Source organism: Halobacillus sp. AWH4_228, from assembly GCF_056158365.1.
Window position 1 is genome coordinate 1,678,826 of sequence record NZ_JBSWTE010000001.1, and the last position, 15,608, is coordinate 1,694,433.

A 15,608-nucleotide genomic window follows, 5' to 3' on the forward strand; every position below is an offset into this window, starting at 1 on the left:
ATTCTGCCACCTGCGTTCTATTTAGTGGACCCGCTGTTTATAATGAATTAAAGCGGGGTGAAGCGTGGTGAAAGTAGATGGGGTGTTTTCCGGAGGCGGGGTGAAGGCACTCGCTTTTATAGGAGCCGTCGAGGAACTACAGAGCCAGGGCTATGAGTTCAGACGTGTTGCCGGTACCTCTGCAGGAGCAATTCTGGCGGCATTAACGGCAGCGGGGTATACAGCCGGGGAAATCAAATCCCGTCTGATGTCCATATCCTTTGGAGAGATGATCCATGTTCCACTGACAGACCGGGTCTTCCCTTTTATGAAATGGCTGTTCCTCTATTATCGTCTCGGCCTTTACAACGGGGCGCAGATGGAAACCGTACTGGCTCAGTGGCTGGAGGAAAAAGGGGTGCGTACGTTCGCAGATCTCCGGCCCGGATCGTTGAAGATCATCTGTTCGGATCTTACTTTAGGGAGAATCGTCGTCCTCCCCGATGACTTGAAGAGTACTTATGGCATTGATCCCGCTACATTTTCCGTGGCAAAAGCTGTAAGAATGAGCTCGAGTCTTCCATACTTCTTTATTCCTGTGAAGATTCATGGAAAGCGTGGGAAATCGGTGATCGTCGATGGAGGGGTCCTTAGTAATTTCCCATTGTGGATATGGGAAAAGCAGGATGGATGCCGGACGAGACCAGTAATCGGCTTAAAATTAAGTGATGAGCCGGATAAGCTTCCTGAACAGAAAATCAGAAACGCCATCCAGATGTTTCATGCCTTGTTTAAAACGATGCAGCGGGCTCACGACTCCCGTTACATTTCAAAATCCATCAGTAAGGATATTCTTTTCATACCGGTAAGCGGCATAGAAACCACTGATTTTCATATGACGAATGAGGAAAAAGAACATTTGATGAATTACGGACGCCAGCATGCATTGGAATTTTTAAAAAGATGGACAAAATAAAATCGAGCCTTTTAAAAAGAGGCTCGATTTTTGTCTTTGTTTTTATTTCCCTCAATGACCCGGAGCTGCGGCCCGTTTGTTCTTCGGCTTTTTTTGCGTGTGAACGGAGCGGATTTAACCGCTGTTTTCGCAGCCGGACTTTTCTTGACGACCGGTGCAGGCTGTTTGTATTTCTGTTTGGATTGTTTAACGGCCTGTTTGTATTTTTTCATTTCTGTGCGGTTGCCGGAACCCCCGCCAAATCCGCGTCCGCGGAGGAAGAAGAAGTAGATGGCTCCATAGAGGATAGCCGCCATCCCGATCATAACCACTATGTTTGTTAAGAAACCTGATGTATTGGTAAACAGCTGAACGCCTACAAAGAAAATGGCAAGCCCGATTAAAATGTACATGACTGGTGTCATCCAGTTACGCATGTCAATGTCCTCCCTTCTAGTATTAGGTCACCTGTACGACATCTTTTAGTTATATATACCCTGGATTGTACACTTTTCAACATTTCCTGTGGCGGGTATGTGCTATTTTCAATTGTTTCCGTAGTAGATGAATTTATGCAGTATTTATACTCAAAGTTCAGGTGAAAGATTCGGGGTTATTCTTTTCTTTCCTTTAGACTGTCACCTCTAAACTAGAAACATGGTAAGTATGTCTGGACCTTTATTTTACAACAAATGGAGAAGAATCACTAGGTCTATTATGAAAGCGGGCATGAAAAAATGCGGGTTGGTTAAAATGAGGAAAGAGGTGATGGAGATGGCAGAACAAACAAAAGATCAACGGAAGCAGGAGCCCCGGCAGAGTGTTGCCTCAAAAGCGGCAGCAACAGGTTTTGCCGGGGGGCTTTTATGGAGTGCTCTGGGTGCCGGCGCCTATTATTTTCATTTTACGGAAGTGTCCGCAGCATCCTTTATATTCCGGTCCTTCTGGCAGACGGATTGGACTGGAACATGGCTCGCAGAAGTTCTTTCGGTGCTGATAGTTGCGCTTCTCTCAATCGGAACGGCTTTCGTTTATTACTTTACTTTAAGATCAAGAAAAGGCATTTGGCCGGGCGCCATTTTTGGACTGCTTCTGTGGGGTGTGGTCTATTTTGTGTTAACCCCTGTGTTTCCAGCAATTCCTGGTTTCATGGAACTGAGCAGTGATACGTGGGTGACAACGGCCTGTTTATTTATCTTATACGGTGTGTTTGTAGGGTATTCCATATCTTATGAGTATCATGAATTTAATCAAACGGCAGATTCTTATTCAAATAAGGAGGGAGTATGATAAGATTTAACTGTATGATCCTTTGGGGAACGGTGGGGATATGGAATGGAGAAAAAGAAGATTTATTTACTGAATGGGCCGAACCTGAACCGTCTGGGTGTCCGCGAGCCCGGAACATATGGCACCGGTACACTTGAGGATGTGGTCCGGCTCGTTACTGAGACCGCGCAGAAAGCCGGATTCGAGGTGGAGGCTTACCAATCCAATCATGAGGGGGATCTCGTGGACTGGATCCACCAGGCTGAAGCATCTGCGGACGGGATCGTCATGAACCCTGCTGCCTATACTCATACGAGTGTAGCTCTGCGGGATGCAGTGAGTTCCGTTTCCTTACCAGTCATTGAAATCCACATTTCCAACATCCACGCGAGAGAAGCTTTCCGGCATACGTCGATGCTTGCTCCTGTCACGGCAGGACAGATCGTAGGATTCGGAATCGATGGATATCGACTGGCGGTAGAAGGGTTGGTTCATAAGCTGAATGAGAGAGGAGATCACTAATATGATGAAATTGACAGGACTGCGTACAGCAGCTGCGACAAAAGAACTGGATGGACTATTGATCACGAGTTCGAAAAACAGACGGTATCTTTCCGGTTTTACAGGTTCTTCAGGAGCTCTGCTCATTACAGGCCGTGATGCTTTTCTGATTACAGACTTCCGATATACCAAGCAGGCCGCCGATCAGACGGAAGGGTTCGACATTATCGAGCATAAACGTCCCCTGCACGAAGAGGCAGCTGCCAAAGCCAGGGAACTTGGTTTGAAACGGGTCGGCTTTGAAAAAGATCACGTTACATATTCGTCCTACGAGCAGTACAAACAGGTGATGGATGCTGAACTTGTCCCAACCTCTGGGCTCGTTGAAAAATTACGCTTGATTAAGACCGATGAGGAGATTAGTATATTAAAGGATGCTGTTAAGATTGCTGATGACGCTTTTGACCACATTCTAAGCTACATAAAACCAGGTGTTAAGGAAATCGATATCTCCAATGAACTGGAGTTTTTCATGAGGAAGCAGGGAGCGGTTTCCTCCAGCTTTGATATTATTGTAGCGTCCGGTTATCGGTCTGCCCTTCCGCACGGCACAGCCTCGGAAAAGGAAATTCAGTCCGGTGAGCTTGTCACGATGGATTTCGGTGCTCTCTATAAGGGGTATTGTTCTGATATTACGAGAACCGTCGCTGTTGGGGAAATCAGTGATCAGCTGAAAGATATCTATGATACGGTTTTACAGGCGCAGTTAAGAGGTATGAAAGGTATTAAAGCAGGTATTACCGGTAAGGAAGCGGATGCTCTCACCCGTGACTATATTAAAGAAAAAGGATATGGGGACTATTTTGGACACTCCACAGGCCACGGCATCGGTCTTGATGTTCATGAAGGTCCGGGACTTTCCTTCCGTTCTGAACAGACGATCCTAGAAGAAGGCATGGTCGTTACTGTGGAACCGGGGATTTATGTACCGGATGTCGGCGGCTGCCGTATTGAAGACGACACGATCGTAACGAAAACCGGCAACGAGCGTCTGAGCCAATCAACGAAAGAGCTAATTACTTTGTAAGGAAAGAAGGAGGAACAACGTATGATTTCAGTAAACGATTTTCGTACAGGTTTAACAATTGAAGTAGATGGTGGAATCTGGCAGGTTATGGATTTCCAACACGTAAAGCCGGGAAAGGGAGCCGCATTTGTTCGTTCAAAGCTTCGTAACCTTCGTAATGGAAACATCCAGGAAAAAACGTTCCGCGGTGGAGAGAAAGTAGAACGTGCTCATATCGAAAACCGTAAAATGCAGTACCTTTACGCTAATGGTGACATGCATGCATTCATGGATATGGAAACGTATGAGCAGGTGGAAATTCCTTCTGCGACTATTCAGGAACAGCTGAATTATCTGAAGGAAAACATGGAAGTTCAGATTCAGTCGTATCAAGGTGAGACCATTGGTGTCGAGCTTCCGAAAAATGTGGAATTGAAAGTGACAGAAACAGAACCGGGAATCAAAGGTGATACGGCGAGCGGAGGTACGAAGCCTGCGACGCTTGAAACAGGATTAACGGTTCAGGTACCTTTCTTCATTAATGAAGGTGAAGTACTGCTCATCAGCACAACAGACGGCAAATATGTCTCCCGTGCGTAATGAAATCGATCATCAAGCGTGTTCCCATCCGGGAGCACGCTTTTTTTATGTCCGCCCTCCCAAATTGCACTAGAGGCCTGCTCTAGCAGAACTCTAGTACGTGCTGATTTCTTCTACTTTTATATGATTTGACCTGTCATAAGTATAAACGTGGGACATACATATGAAGTAAACCAAATAAAGGAGTAGGAGAAGGATGAAAGAGATTTTACGTCTGTTTCCGCCTTCATTTCAGAAGGTTTTACTAGAGCAGGTGGATTGGAGGAGAGTCCAGGAGATCCGTTTAAGGGTGGAACGTCCCATAGAGATGATCAGCAGTTCAGGCTATTCCGTTTTAGAGTCTCTCTCGATGACCGCGGATCATCTCTCCTACGTCTTGAATCAAATCAGCCAGTTTTCTCTCTATCGATTCAAGGATGAACTGAAAGAGGGTTTTATTACTATTGAAGGCGGCCACCGCGTAGGGATGGCGGGCAAAGCAAACACACAGGAAGATAAAGTAGAGACGTTGAAGCATATCTCTTTTATGAACATCCGCGTCGCTCGATCCACGAGGGGGCAGGTATCCTCTCTGCTTCCTTATCTTTATGACGAGATGGGATGGAGAAGTGTTCTGATCATAGGCCCCCCTCATTCCGGAAAAACGACACTGCTCCGTGAACTGGCCTGTGTTATTGGGGCAGCAGCAAGTACCTATTCACCGTCTAAAGTCGCCATTGTGGACGAGCGGTCGGAAATAGCAGCCAGTTTACGGGGGGTTCCGCAGCTGGACGTCGGCACCCGTACAGATGTGATGGATGCCTGTCCAAAAGCGGACGGGATGATGATGATGATCCGTTCCATGTCCCCGGATGTTTTAATCGTCGATGAAATCGGCGGGGAAAGGGATGCCCGTGCTGTTCAGGAAGCGGTTTATACCGGTGTGAAGGTCATATGCAGTCTGCATGGTAACGGGGTGGAGTCCGTAAGCCGGCGACCGTCGGTTTCCCAACTGATGCACGACCAAGTATTCGAACGTTATATTACACTGGAACGTCTGCGTGCAGGATCGGTCCTTACATGGAAGGTGTATAACCACCTTGGACAAGTTCTTGGTGAAGGGGAAGGAGGTCGGATGGATGGAGTGGATCGGCGCCGTCATCATTTTAACCGTTACAACACTGGGCGGGTTTGAAATTGCATCCCGGTTCAAAAAAAGGCCCGGCCATATCAGACAGTGGAAAAATGCTCTTCAACTGATTGAAGCGGAGATGGTTTATGGTCAGTCTTCTCTCTGGGAGGTATGTGAAACCTTATCGAGACATCTGCCTATGCCGATAGCCGGATTTTTTGAGCAGCTTCAAAAGGAGCAGGACAGCTGCCGGGATTTTTCCGTTCTCTGGGAAACCCTTTTGAAAAAACATTGGCCCTGGAATGCCATGGGCAAAACAGAAATGGAAATTCTGCTTCAGTTCGGCCGGACCCTCGGACAACATGATCTGGAACAGCAGCAGAAACAGATCCAATTGACCATCCACCATTTAGACAGAGTGCTTCAGGAAGCATTGGAAGTAGGCGATCAGTACCAGAAGATGGCCAGAGGGATGGGGGTTTTAAGCGGTCTTCTCGTCATCATCTTAATTATATAGAAGGGGGAAGGACCATTGTGCTCCAAGATGCCACAATCCTTTTTCAAATAGCGGGAGTAGGAATTATCGTCGCCATGATTCACAGTATTCTAAAACAAATGGGAAAGGAAGAGATCGCCCAGGCTGTCACATTGACGGGATTTATCATTGTACTGTTTATCGTCCTGCACCGTCTGGCTGACTTGTTCCAACAGATCAAATCCGTCTTTCTCTACCAAGGATAGCTTTATGGATATTATCCAGGTTGTTTCGCTGGGTCTTGTTGCGACTATGCTGATCATTCTGCTGCAGGAACAGAAATCATCAGTCGCTTTTCTGCTTCTCCTTTTCACCGTCATCGTTATTTTCCTGACCGTCCTCGATCAACTGACTTATGTATTTACATTGCTTTCCTATATGGCTGATCAGGCCCAGGTGGAACCGATGTACTTCAAAACGATTTTGAAAATCATCGGTATTGCATATATCGCTGAATTCGGTGCCCAGCTGATCCGGGATGCCGGCCTCAATGCTTTGGCATCGAAAGTGGAACTGGCTGGGAAATTATTCATTTTGATGCTTGCCATTCCAATTGTTACAGCTGTCATTGAAACCATTCTTCAATTCATACCCGGAGGTTAGGGAGGCGGGGAGCAGATGAAACGTCTATGGAAGTGGCTGTGTGCAGGGATCATCGGGGTTTTTCTTTTTCCTTCGGCTTCTGCGGCATCCCCTGAAGCTCCGGAAACGACAGGACCTTCCATGTCGGAATACATTTCAACAGAAGATATGGAAGCGAACTGGGAGGATCTGCAGCAGCAGTATGGAGATTATATGCCGAATTTCCAGCATGACAACTTTATGGAGTTTATTCAAAAGGAAGGGGCGCTCGAGTCTTCCGACTGGTACTCCGGAATGGTGGAATTTTTCTTTCACGAACTTCTTTTAAACGGCCGGCTGCTCTCTTCTCTTTTATTTCTAACCTTATTCAGCACGCTCCTGCAGTCTGTGCAGTCCGCCTTTCAAAATTCAGTCGTAAGTAAAGCAGCGTACATGGTCGTCTATCTCGTCCTGCTGACTCTTGCATTGGAAAGTTTCCGGCAGGTGATTGTCTATACATTGGATGCGGTGGAGCGGATGAGCAGTTTCATGATCGGTCTGATCCCTCTTCTTCTTGGTATCATGGCTTCCTTCAGTCATCTCATGTCCATTTCTTTTTTCCATCCCATCATCATCGCTCTCGTTCAGTCCAGTGGTCTGCTGGTTAAATATCTGCTTATCCCGTTATTTACATCATCAGCTCTTTTATTGATTGTCGGGAGTTTGAATGAAGACTTCAAGGTCGACCATTTAGCAGAACTGTTACGGAAGACGGGAATGGCTGTCATGGGGATTTTCCTTACCGTTTTTCTTGGTGTTATTTCCGTGCAGGGAACCGTCACGGCTGTTCAGGACGGCATCACGATGAAAACAGCCCGGTTTGTGACCGGAAATTTTGTTCCTGTTGTCGGACGTTTGTTTACAGATGCCACCGACACCATACTTGGGGCTTCTCTTGTATTAAAAAACACCCTCGGGATTGCAGGAGTGGTCATTCTCCTCGGCATCGCTGTTTTTCCGTCAATCAAAGTCCTTGCTATCGCGATTATCTATAAATTGGCCGCTGCCCTGCTGCAGCCCCTCGGCGATGGACCGGTCATCCAGGCGATGGATGTAATCAGCCGGCACATTTTCTATATCTTTGCCGCACTGCTTATGGTCTCCATGATGTTTTTCCTTGTCATAGTCATTATGGTCGCAGCAAGCAATATTACAATGATGATCAGATAGGGGGGCGGGTAATGGACTTATTTATTGAGTGGATTACAAGAATCGTATTATTCCTTCTTTTGGCAATGGTTGCGGATGCGCTTCTGCCGTCGGGGGTCATGAAGAACTATGCAAGACTTGTGATGTCCATTTTACTGCTTCTTGTTTTCCTCGGCCCCCTGCTTCAGCTTCTGCAGATCGATCCTGAGCGTCTGTTGCAGTCGGCTGATCAGAAAATGGAAGAGCAGTGGGATACCGACGGTTTGGATGACACTATTGAATCGAAGAAAAATGAAATACTGCAGGGACAAGATGCATATAGATTAGAACAGGTTACCCAAGCTCTATCTGCTGAACTGCAGCCTTCGTTGGAAGAAGAGAAGGATGTCACGCTTCAGGATACGGCGATGACTTTTACCGGACAGCCATACAGCGTGGAAACTCTTGAAAAGGTGACACTGACGTTATCACGGAGCCAGGAGATGGGGGACGTGGAGAATGTCGATATCTCCTTTATGGATGAGCCCTCCCCGCCAGTCTCTTCGGAAGAGGATGCAGAACTGGTGAACTGGGTGGCTGGGAAACTGGACTTGAAGCCTGAACAAATAGAAATCCACTGGGAGGATCAGGATGAATAAATGGTGGAATAAGATCACTCTATCGTCCGATAAGGAAGGGAAGAAGGTGAACAAGACCAAGTATTTGATTGGTCTTGGAATGATCGGGGTTCTTATCATTCTTGTCAGCAGCTGGTTCCAGCCGGATGCAGAGCCGCGTACCCCTCCCGCGGCAGGGAGTACACAGGAGCAGGCTGCATCGGAAACTTCTCCATCTCCGGAACAGACCGATTCCATCACACAGCTGGAAGGGGAATATGAAAAACAGCTCAAGCCGCTTCTTGAGAATATCCAGGGTGTCAGTGCTGTGGATATTATGATAAATCTATCATCCACACACAAAAAGGAGTATGACAAAAACTTGATCATAGGCAAACAGAACACAAAAGAATCCGATAAGAATGGAGGAGAAAGAGAAATTGAAGATTATACGAGAGAACAGCAGCTGGTTCTAGTCCGACAGGGTGACCGCGAAGTTCCGCTGCTCACCCAGACATCCAAGCCTGAAGTCAGCGGGGTTTTCGTAACGGCCAAGGGAGTCGATCAAATTCAGGTGAAGGAATGGGTGGTTGAAGCTGTTTCCCGGGTGCTTGATGTACCGACACATAGAATATCAGTTCTGCCTAAACAATAAGGAGGGATTACCTTGGTAAAAAAACAAACGGTGTGGCTGTTGACAATGTTGAGTCTTTTGATTGTGTTGAGTGTTTACTACATGACATCCCCGGAAAACGGCGAGATGGCTTTTATTCAGGAAGAGGACTGGGCTGAAATGACCAGTGAAGAAGCAGAAGGGGAAAACGTTGAAACGGCAGGAGACGGGACAGTGATTTCGCAAATTTCCACTGATGAGTTATTTTCAGCTATCCGTCTCGATATGAAAAACCAGCGGGATCAGGTCCAGGAGCAGCTTTCCGAAATTGTAGCGTCCAGTGATTTTACGACTGACGAGAAAAATGAAGCACTGGAAAAAATGGAAACGATTAAAACCAATCAATCAAAAGAATCCATCATCGAAAATACCATCCTTGCAAGCGCCCAGTATGATGATGTCCTCGTACGTGCCGAAGATGACGTCGTCCACGTAACCGTAAAAGCCCAGGAGTTATCCAAGGAAGAAACGAACCAGATAATCCAGATGGTCTCCGATGAATTCGGACATAAGCAGGTACAGGTTCAATTCCAGCCTGCAGGCTGAACAAAAGAAGCTGCCGTTGAAAACGGCAGCTTCTTTGGCTGTAGAAAAGCCTGTGTTAACCAGTTAGAGTTGTCCATTTGTCGTGCGAAGGGTCATTTTCCGCTTATCGGTGGATGAATGCCGCGGGCACGCCCTCCGCTGACTTGGACAGGAAGGTCGCCTGCCCAAGTGGGTCTTCGGCCCGTGCTGTTCCCGCAGACGTCACCACCGAACGCTCCTCGTGCCGACGTTAGAATATAGAGGAGAGAGACTGTGCCCTATGCAGATTTGCAGATTCAAAAGAACGGCATGGTCTGCGTTATTGTCGCTTGCGTGGAAAAAAAGAATGTACGCGAACAAGCGTTTCTGACGGCGGCCTGCCAAAATATGAAAAAGATTGCCCTTCACCTATCCAGGGTGAGATAGGTGAAGGAGAGTCTTTTTCGCCCGCACGAACTGCACAAAAAAAGCTTGCAAAAAAACGGGGTTTCTCTACAAGCTGAAGCTGCCGTTGAAAACGGCAGCTTCTTTTTGTGCATGGTTAAAAAGCCGTGTGTATGGAAATAGTGGTGGAGAAAGAAATCCACAGACCTATAGAACTGCCAATTGTTAACGGATAACGTCTGTCTTTCTACCTTCTTTCAGGAGGTTCAGTTGCAGGAAAGCAGGAATTTATAATAGAATGTTAAGAGGAGTTATTAGTACCAGTTATAAAGCAACTATACATAAAAGGGGTGCCAGCTATGTTAAAGGTACAGGAAATCAGAGAAATTATTAAGCTGATCGATCAATCTTCCATCGATGAATTCAGCTATGAAGCAAATGGGACGAAAGTTTCGATGAAAAAACAACAGGAGCAGGTTGTTACAGAAGCTGTACAGCCGCAGCAGACGGTTCAGGCACAGCCGAAACCACAGCCGCAGGAGCCTGCGCAGAGCAAGGAAGTAAATCAAGAGCCGGCTGCAGAGGAAGCACATCAAGCAGAAGCTGCCTCCAGCGATTACGATGCTGAAGTCAAGTCTCCGATGGTCGGAACCTTCTATGTGTCTCCGTCCCCGGACCAGGATGCCTACGTGAAAGTCGGCGACGATGTCAAAGAAGACTCTGTCGTATGTATCGTTGAAGCTATGAAGCTTTTCAATGAAATTGAAGCGGAAGTTTCTGGTGAGGTTGTAGAAATTCTGGCTAAAGACGGCGAACTGGTCGAATATGGACAGCCGTTGTTCCGAGTGAAGTCTAAGTAAGCGGGGGATGAGACGTTGATTAAAAAAGTTTTAATAGCCAACAGAGGTGAAATTGCTGTCCGGATCATCCGTGCCTGCAAAGAAATGGACATTGAGACGGTCGCCATTTATTCTGAAGCAGATAAAGAAGCCTTGCACGTCCAGCTGGCGGATGAAGCCTATTGTGTTGGACCTACATTAAGTAAAGACAGCTATTTGAGCTATACCAATATTTTAAGTCTGGCAATCCTGACACAGACGGATGCGATCCATCCAGGATACGGTTTCCTTTCTGAAAACGCAGAGTTCGCCGAGATGTGTGAAGAATGCAACATCACCTTCATTGGCCCATCCGCCTATGCCATTCAAAAAATGGGGACGAAAGATGTGGCCAGAGAAACGATGAGAGAAGCGGGAGTTCCGGTTGTACCCGGTTCCGCTGGAATCATCAGCAGCGAGGAAGAAGGCTTGAAGGTAGCGGACGACATCGGATATCCGGTCATCATCAAAGCGACAGCCGGCGGTGGAGGAAAAGGAATCCGTGTAGCCCGTAATGAAGATGATCTGAAAACAGGAATCCGCATGACCCAGCAGGAAGCGGAAACGGCGTTCGGCAACCCGGGCGTCTATATTGAGAAGTTCATTGAGGACTTCCGCCACGTGGAAATCCAGGTACTTGCCGATAACCACGGGAACGCTGTGCACCTGGGAGAGCGGGACTGTACGATCCAGCGCCGTCTTCAGAAGCTTATCGAAGAAACACCATCTCCGGCAATTTCCGAAAAGATGAGGAAGAAGATGGGCGATGCTGCCGTCAAAGCGGCTCTTGCTGTTAATTACTCAGGGGCCGGTACCGTAGAATTCATTTTCGATAAAGAGGCGGAATCCTTCTATTTTATGGAAATGAATACGCGTATTCAAGTAGAGCATCCGGTGACCGAGATGGTAACAGGTGTAGATCTTATTAAAGAGATGCTGCTGATTGCCAACGATGAAAAGCTTTCCTTTAAACAAGAAGACATTGAGTTTGAAGGCTGGTCCATTGAATGCCGGATCAATGCGGAGAATCCTTATAAAAACTTCATGCCTTCGGCAGGGAAAATTGATATGTACCTGCCGCCGGGAGGTCTCGGTGTGCGTGTGGATTCTGCAGCATACCCGGGGTATACCATCCCTCCCTATTACGATTCTATGGTGGCCAAGCTCATTACGTACGGCCGTGACAGAGATGAAGCCGTCCGTCGTATGAGACGTGCGCTCGATGAATTTGTCGTAGAGGGTGTCCATACAACGATTCCGTTCCACCAGCGTATGATGGAGCATGAAGTCTTTGTGAATGGCGACTTTAATACCAAGTTCCTTGAGAAATATCCGATTATGAAAGATGAAGCTTAAAAGGAGTGGTCATTAATGACTGATAAGCAATTGTTGAATGTGACAGATGGATCGACATTAGGCAATATTGAGATTGCTCCTGAAGTAATTGAAGTCATCGCGGGCATCGCCGTATCCGAAGTGGCAGGAGTTGCTTCAATGCGGGGGAACTTTGCCTCCGGTGTTGCAGAACGACTGGGCAAGAAAAATCACGGCAAGGGTGTCAAAGTGGAGTTGACAGAAAGCGGCATTTTGATTGACGCCTACGTCGTTATGGATTATGGCATCAGTATTCCTGATACCGCCCAGAAAATCCAGGACAATACCCGCCAGGCATTGAAAAATATGACAGCTCTTGAAATTAGTGAAATCAATGTGCACATCGTTGGTATCCAAATGGAGGGAGCAAAAGAAGAAGAAAACGAAACGGAAGCCTATTCATAGGAATCAGAAAGGGGAGACCCTTTCTGATTTTTCTTTTTGCACTAAGGAAACACCAGGCTGTATATCCCTGTTATCATGGCTTTTATCCAACTAAAATGTTATGATTCTAACGGATATTACCTTAAAGGAGAATGAACATGAAACGACGCACAGCACGAGAAAAAGCATTTCAGGCGCTTTTTCAAACGATTACAGAGGATATTGATACGGATGAGGCCATCCAGCACGTGGTAGAAGATCCAGAGGTGGATCCATTCCTGCACGATCTTGTCCACGGAGTCATGGACTACAGGGATGACCTGGATCAGTGGATTGCCGACCATTTGGACAACTGGACGTTCCCACGTCTTCCTAAAGTAGAGAAGACCGTTCTTCGAATGGCCGCGTATGAAATGAAACATAACGAAGATGTCCCGACACAAGTAGCAATCAACGAAGCAGTAGAACTTGCTAAAATCTTCGGCGAAGAAGATTCCGGGAAGTTCGTCAACGGCGTTTTATCCAAGATGATCTAACTTTGAACTGGGGGAATCGGAGATGGCAGCGGAAGTTATTTATGGAAAGCAGTTAGCGGAAGATTTACGGGAAGAGATGAAGCAGGAGGTGGCGGTGCTCCATGAAAAAGGTGTACACCCTAAACTGGTTGTCGTCATTATCGGAGAAGATCCTGCCTCAAAATCTTATGTAAAAGGGAAGCAGCGGGCTTCTGAAAAAGTAGGTATGGATTCTGATCTTATTGAACTTTCTGAGGAAACCTCTGAGCAGGAGCTTCTTGATTTGATCCATCGGTTGAACCAGGATGATACGGTTCATGGTATTCTGGTACAGCTTCCAGTTCCGGAGCATATTTCTGATCAGAAAATAATTGAAGCGATCGACCCTGGCAAGGATGTGGATGGTTTCCATCCTGAAAACGTTGGCAGAATGCTGACAGGCCAGGATACCTTTTTCCCCTGCACACCATATGGGATTATGGTGATGCTTGAACGTGCAGCTATTGTTGTGGAAGGGAAGCATGCCGTCATTGTAGGGCGCAGCAACCTCGTCGGTAAGCCTGTAGGGCAGCTTCTTCTCAATAAAAATGCAACGGTCACCCACTGCCACTCCCGGACAAAGGATTTAAAGTCTCATACGAAACAGGCAGATATTCTGATTGTAGCGGCAGGCAGACCGGGACTCGTAACCGGGGAACATGTGAAGGAAGGTGCTGTCGTCATTGATGTCGGAGTCAACCGTGTAAATGGTAAACTGACCGGCGATGTTGACTTTGAATCAGCTAAGGAATTGGCCTCCCATATCACTCCTGTTCCCAAAGGGGTGGGGCCGATGACCATTACCATGCTGCTCCACAATACCATTAAGGCGGCGAAGCAGATTCACCGCGTGTAAGGAGGCGTTGTCGTGCAGGACCAGTATTTGACGGTAACGGCTTTAACCAAATATATCAAACGGAAACTATCCGGCGATCCTCATTTGAAGACCGTATGGCTCAGAGGAGAAATTTCCAACTTCAAACATCATTCCAGAGGACACATGTATATGTCCTTAAAAGATGATCAGGCAAGAATTCAGGCGGTTATGTTTGCCGGAAGCAACCGCTCGCTGAAATTCATGCCTGAAAATGGGATGAATGTCCTCGTAAAAGGTGAGATCAACGTATACGAACCGATGGGGCAGTATCAGCTCTATATTAAGGAAATGCAGCCGGATGGAATCGGTGCCTTGTATTTTGCTTTTGAACAGCTGAAGGAGAAATTGGAGAAGGAAGGTCTGTTTGCTGAAGAACGTAAGAAAAAGCTTCCTACATATCCAAAGCATATCGGGGTGATCACTTCTCCTACCGGTGCGGCTGTCAGGGACATTTTGACAACGATTAAGCGACGCTATCCGATTGTACCGGTATCCATCCTTCCGGTTCTTGTCCAGGGGGAGCGCGCAGCAGAATCGGTATCCAACGCCATCCGGTACGCCAATGAGCATCTCGATTGCGACGTTTTAATCGTCGGCCGCGGCGGTGGATCTATTGAAGATCTTTGGGGATTCAATGAAGAAATAGTCGCCCGGGCGATTGCAGCATCGTCGATTCCCATTATTTCTGCCGTCGGTCACGAAACGGATACAACCATCAGTGATTTTGCTGCTGATTGGAGAGCACCGACGCCTACTGGGGCCGCAGAAGTAGCCGTCCCTTCCATTACGGAACTGAGGGAACAGGTGCAGCAGTTCAGACAGAGGCTCATAAGATCCATGGACGGACAGCGGACTGAATCCAGGCAGAAGCTGAACCGATTGAAAAAATCCTATGCGTTTAAGTATCCGGAACAGCTGATGCGTCAGAAAGAACAGGACCTGGACCGGGTGCTGGAACGTCTGACCAAACAGATGAACCGGCAGCAGACGAGCCGCCGTGAACAGCTGGGTTATCTAATCAAACGGCTGGAGCAGCAGGGGCCCGATAAAAAAATCAAAGAAGGAACTGAGTCTCTTCAAAGGGATACGAAACAGCTCCAAAAAGCTTTGGATACCATTGTCTCCCGGAAAAAAGACCGTTTCCATTCCACGCTGGATAAGCTGACCCTGCTGAATCCGCTTGAAATTATGAAACGCGGCTATGCCATTCCTTTTGATGAGGGAAATCAGGTCATTAAAAAGGCTGGTCAGGTGTCGGAGGGAAGCAGTCTTTCCCTTCAAGTCCAGGACGGTCTCATTCAATGTCAGGTTACATCGGTGAAGGAGGATGAACATGGAGGAAAATAAACAGGAAATCAGTTTTGAAGAAGCCATGAATCAGCTTGAGGAAATTGTCGAAAAGCTGGAAACCGGCGAAGTCCCCCTTGAGAAAGCTATTCAATACTATCAAGAGGGGATGAAGCTTTCAAAGGTATGCAGTGAAAAGCTCGGAACAGTGGAAGAGCAGATGCAGCAGATAATGAATGAACATGGGAATTTTGAACCTTTCACCGTACAGGAGGAAGAATAGCCTGTGG

Annotated in this window: 21 protein-coding genes and 1 pseudogene; 21 read left to right on the plus strand and 1 reads right to left on the minus strand. The window is 47.1% G+C overall.

Translation table 11 applies throughout. The features are described 5' to 3' along the window. Positions 1 to 64: 64 nt before the first annotated feature. Positions 65 to 955, plus strand: a complete 891-nt coding sequence (locus ACXADP_RS08370) for a patatin-like phospholipase family protein (protein ID WP_474968971.1) — start codon at positions 65 to 67, stop codon at positions 953 to 955. Between the two features lie 11 nt (positions 956 to 966). On the opposite strand, the gene ACXADP_RS08375 is transcribed toward ACXADP_RS08370, so the two are convergent. Continuing rightward, positions 967 to 1,371 (minus strand): SA1362 family protein, encoded by a 405-nt coding sequence (locus ACXADP_RS08375; protein WP_474968970.1) that lies wholly within the window; start codon positions 1,369 to 1,371, stop codon positions 967 to 969. 337 nt (positions 1,372 to 1,708) lie between these two features. Here ACXADP_RS08375 and ACXADP_RS08380 point away from each other — a divergent pair, with 337 nt between their 5' ends. The 20 genes and pseudogenes from ACXADP_RS08380 to ACXADP_RS08475 all read left to right on the plus strand — a co-directional run bounded on the left by ACXADP_RS08380 (position 1,709) and on the right by ACXADP_RS08475 (position 15,601). Then, entirely contained in the window at positions 1,709 to 2,224 is a 516-nt protein-coding gene (locus ACXADP_RS08380) for a YqhR family membrane protein (protein ID WP_051254697.1), read from the plus strand. Between the two features lie 45 nt (positions 2,225 to 2,269). Then, on the plus strand, positions 2,270 to 2,725 hold the full coding sequence (aroQ, locus tag ACXADP_RS08385) for a type II 3-dehydroquinate dehydratase (protein ID WP_474968969.1): 456 nt from the start codon (positions 2,270 to 2,272) through the stop codon (positions 2,723 to 2,725). A 1-nt stretch (position 2,726) separates the two neighbouring features. Further along, positions 2,727 to 3,791 carry a M24 family metallopeptidase gene (locus tag ACXADP_RS08390; protein WP_474968968.1) on the plus strand — a complete coding sequence of 355 codons (1,065 nt, stop codon included), beginning with the start codon at positions 2,727 to 2,729 and terminating at the stop codon, positions 3,789 to 3,791. A 21-nt stretch (positions 3,792 to 3,812) separates the two neighbouring features. Then, positions 3,813 to 4,370 carry an elongation factor P gene (efp, locus tag ACXADP_RS08395; RefSeq protein WP_160836097.1) on the plus strand — a complete coding sequence of 186 codons (558 nt, stop codon included), beginning with the start codon at positions 3,813 to 3,815 and terminating at the stop codon, positions 4,368 to 4,370. A 196-nt stretch (positions 4,371 to 4,566) separates the two neighbouring features. After that, entirely contained in the window at positions 4,567 to 5,544 is a 978-nt protein-coding gene (gene spoIIIAA / locus ACXADP_RS08400; RefSeq protein ID WP_474971237.1) for a stage III sporulation protein AA, read from the plus strand. Next, the gene (gene spoIIIAB, locus ACXADP_RS08405) at positions 5,489 to 5,998 is read left to right on the plus strand and encodes a stage III sporulation protein SpoIIIAB (protein WP_474971238.1); all 510 of its coding nucleotides are present in this window, start codon (positions 5,489 to 5,491) and stop codon (positions 5,996 to 5,998) included. Before spoIIIAA ends, spoIIIAB begins: the two co-directional genes overlap by 56 nt. A gap of 17 nt (positions 5,999 to 6,015) precedes the next feature. Further along, positions 6,016 to 6,222: a stage III sporulation protein AC gene (gene spoIIIAC / locus ACXADP_RS08410; protein ID WP_008637060.1), complete on the plus strand. Its 207-nt coding sequence runs from the start codon at positions 6,016 to 6,018 to the stop codon at positions 6,220 to 6,222. Positions 6,223 to 6,226: 4 nt separating this feature from the next. Then, a complete protein-coding gene (gene spoIIIAD, locus ACXADP_RS08415) occupies positions 6,227 to 6,619 on the plus strand; it encodes a stage III sporulation protein AD (RefSeq protein ID WP_474968965.1) in 393 nt (130 codons plus the stop codon). Between the two features lie 15 nt (positions 6,620 to 6,634). Next, positions 6,635 to 7,807 carry a stage III sporulation protein AE gene (gene spoIIIAE / locus ACXADP_RS08420; RefSeq protein ID WP_474968964.1) on the plus strand — a complete coding sequence of 391 codons (1,173 nt, stop codon included), beginning with the start codon at positions 6,635 to 6,637 and terminating at the stop codon, positions 7,805 to 7,807. Between the two features lie 11 nt (positions 7,808 to 7,818). After that, positions 7,819 to 8,424 (plus strand): stage III sporulation protein AF, encoded by a 606-nt coding sequence (spoIIIAF, locus tag ACXADP_RS08425; protein WP_474968963.1) that lies wholly within the window; start codon positions 7,819 to 7,821, stop codon positions 8,422 to 8,424. Continuing rightward, positions 8,417 to 9,037 carry a stage III sporulation protein AG gene (gene spoIIIAG, locus ACXADP_RS08430; protein ID WP_206935132.1) on the plus strand — a complete coding sequence of 207 codons (621 nt, stop codon included), beginning with the start codon at positions 8,417 to 8,419 and terminating at the stop codon, positions 9,035 to 9,037. The genes spoIIIAF and spoIIIAG overlap by 8 nt, the downstream gene beginning before the upstream one ends. A gap of 12 nt (positions 9,038 to 9,049) precedes the next feature. Continuing rightward, entirely contained in the window at positions 9,050 to 9,601 is a 552-nt protein-coding gene (locus ACXADP_RS08435) for a SpoIIIAH-like family protein (RefSeq protein ID WP_474968962.1), read from the plus strand. 266 nt (positions 9,602 to 9,867) lie between these two features. Then, a pseudogene (locus ACXADP_RS08440) lies at positions 9,868 to 10,006 on the plus strand (transposase); the annotation flags it as partial. Between the two features lie 317 nt (positions 10,007 to 10,323). Continuing rightward, positions 10,324 to 10,824, plus strand: coding sequence for an acetyl-CoA carboxylase biotin carboxyl carrier protein (accB, locus tag ACXADP_RS08445; RefSeq protein ID WP_474971239.1), 501 nt, complete (start codon positions 10,324 to 10,326; stop codon positions 10,822 to 10,824). A 15-nt stretch (positions 10,825 to 10,839) separates the two neighbouring features. Next, on the plus strand, positions 10,840 to 12,198 hold the full coding sequence (accC, locus tag ACXADP_RS08450; RefSeq protein ID WP_474971240.1) for an acetyl-CoA carboxylase biotin carboxylase subunit: 1,359 nt from the start codon (positions 10,840 to 10,842) through the stop codon (positions 12,196 to 12,198). A 15-nt stretch (positions 12,199 to 12,213) separates the two neighbouring features. Continuing rightward, on the plus strand, positions 12,214 to 12,621 hold the full coding sequence (locus ACXADP_RS08455; RefSeq protein WP_474968959.1) for an Asp23/Gls24 family envelope stress response protein: 408 nt from the start codon (positions 12,214 to 12,216) through the stop codon (positions 12,619 to 12,621). Between the two features lie 137 nt (positions 12,622 to 12,758). Further along, entirely contained in the window at positions 12,759 to 13,136 is a 378-nt protein-coding gene (gene nusB / locus ACXADP_RS08460) for a transcription antitermination factor NusB (protein WP_027955439.1), read from the plus strand. A 22-nt stretch (positions 13,137 to 13,158) separates the two neighbouring features. Continuing rightward, a complete protein-coding gene (folD, locus tag ACXADP_RS08465; RefSeq protein ID WP_474968958.1) occupies positions 13,159 to 14,010 on the plus strand; it encodes a bifunctional methylenetetrahydrofolate dehydrogenase/methenyltetrahydrofolate cyclohydrolase FolD in 852 nt (283 codons plus the stop codon). A gap of 12 nt (positions 14,011 to 14,022) precedes the next feature. Next, positions 14,023 to 15,378, plus strand: coding sequence for an exodeoxyribonuclease VII large subunit (gene xseA / locus ACXADP_RS08470; protein ID WP_474971241.1), 1,356 nt, complete (start codon positions 14,023 to 14,025; stop codon positions 15,376 to 15,378). Then, positions 15,365 to 15,601 (plus strand): exodeoxyribonuclease VII small subunit, encoded by a 237-nt coding sequence (locus tag ACXADP_RS08475; RefSeq protein WP_027955442.1) that lies wholly within the window; start codon positions 15,365 to 15,367, stop codon positions 15,599 to 15,601. The genes xseA and ACXADP_RS08475 overlap by 14 nt, the downstream gene beginning before the upstream one ends. Positions 15,602 to 15,608: the final 7 nt, after the last annotated feature.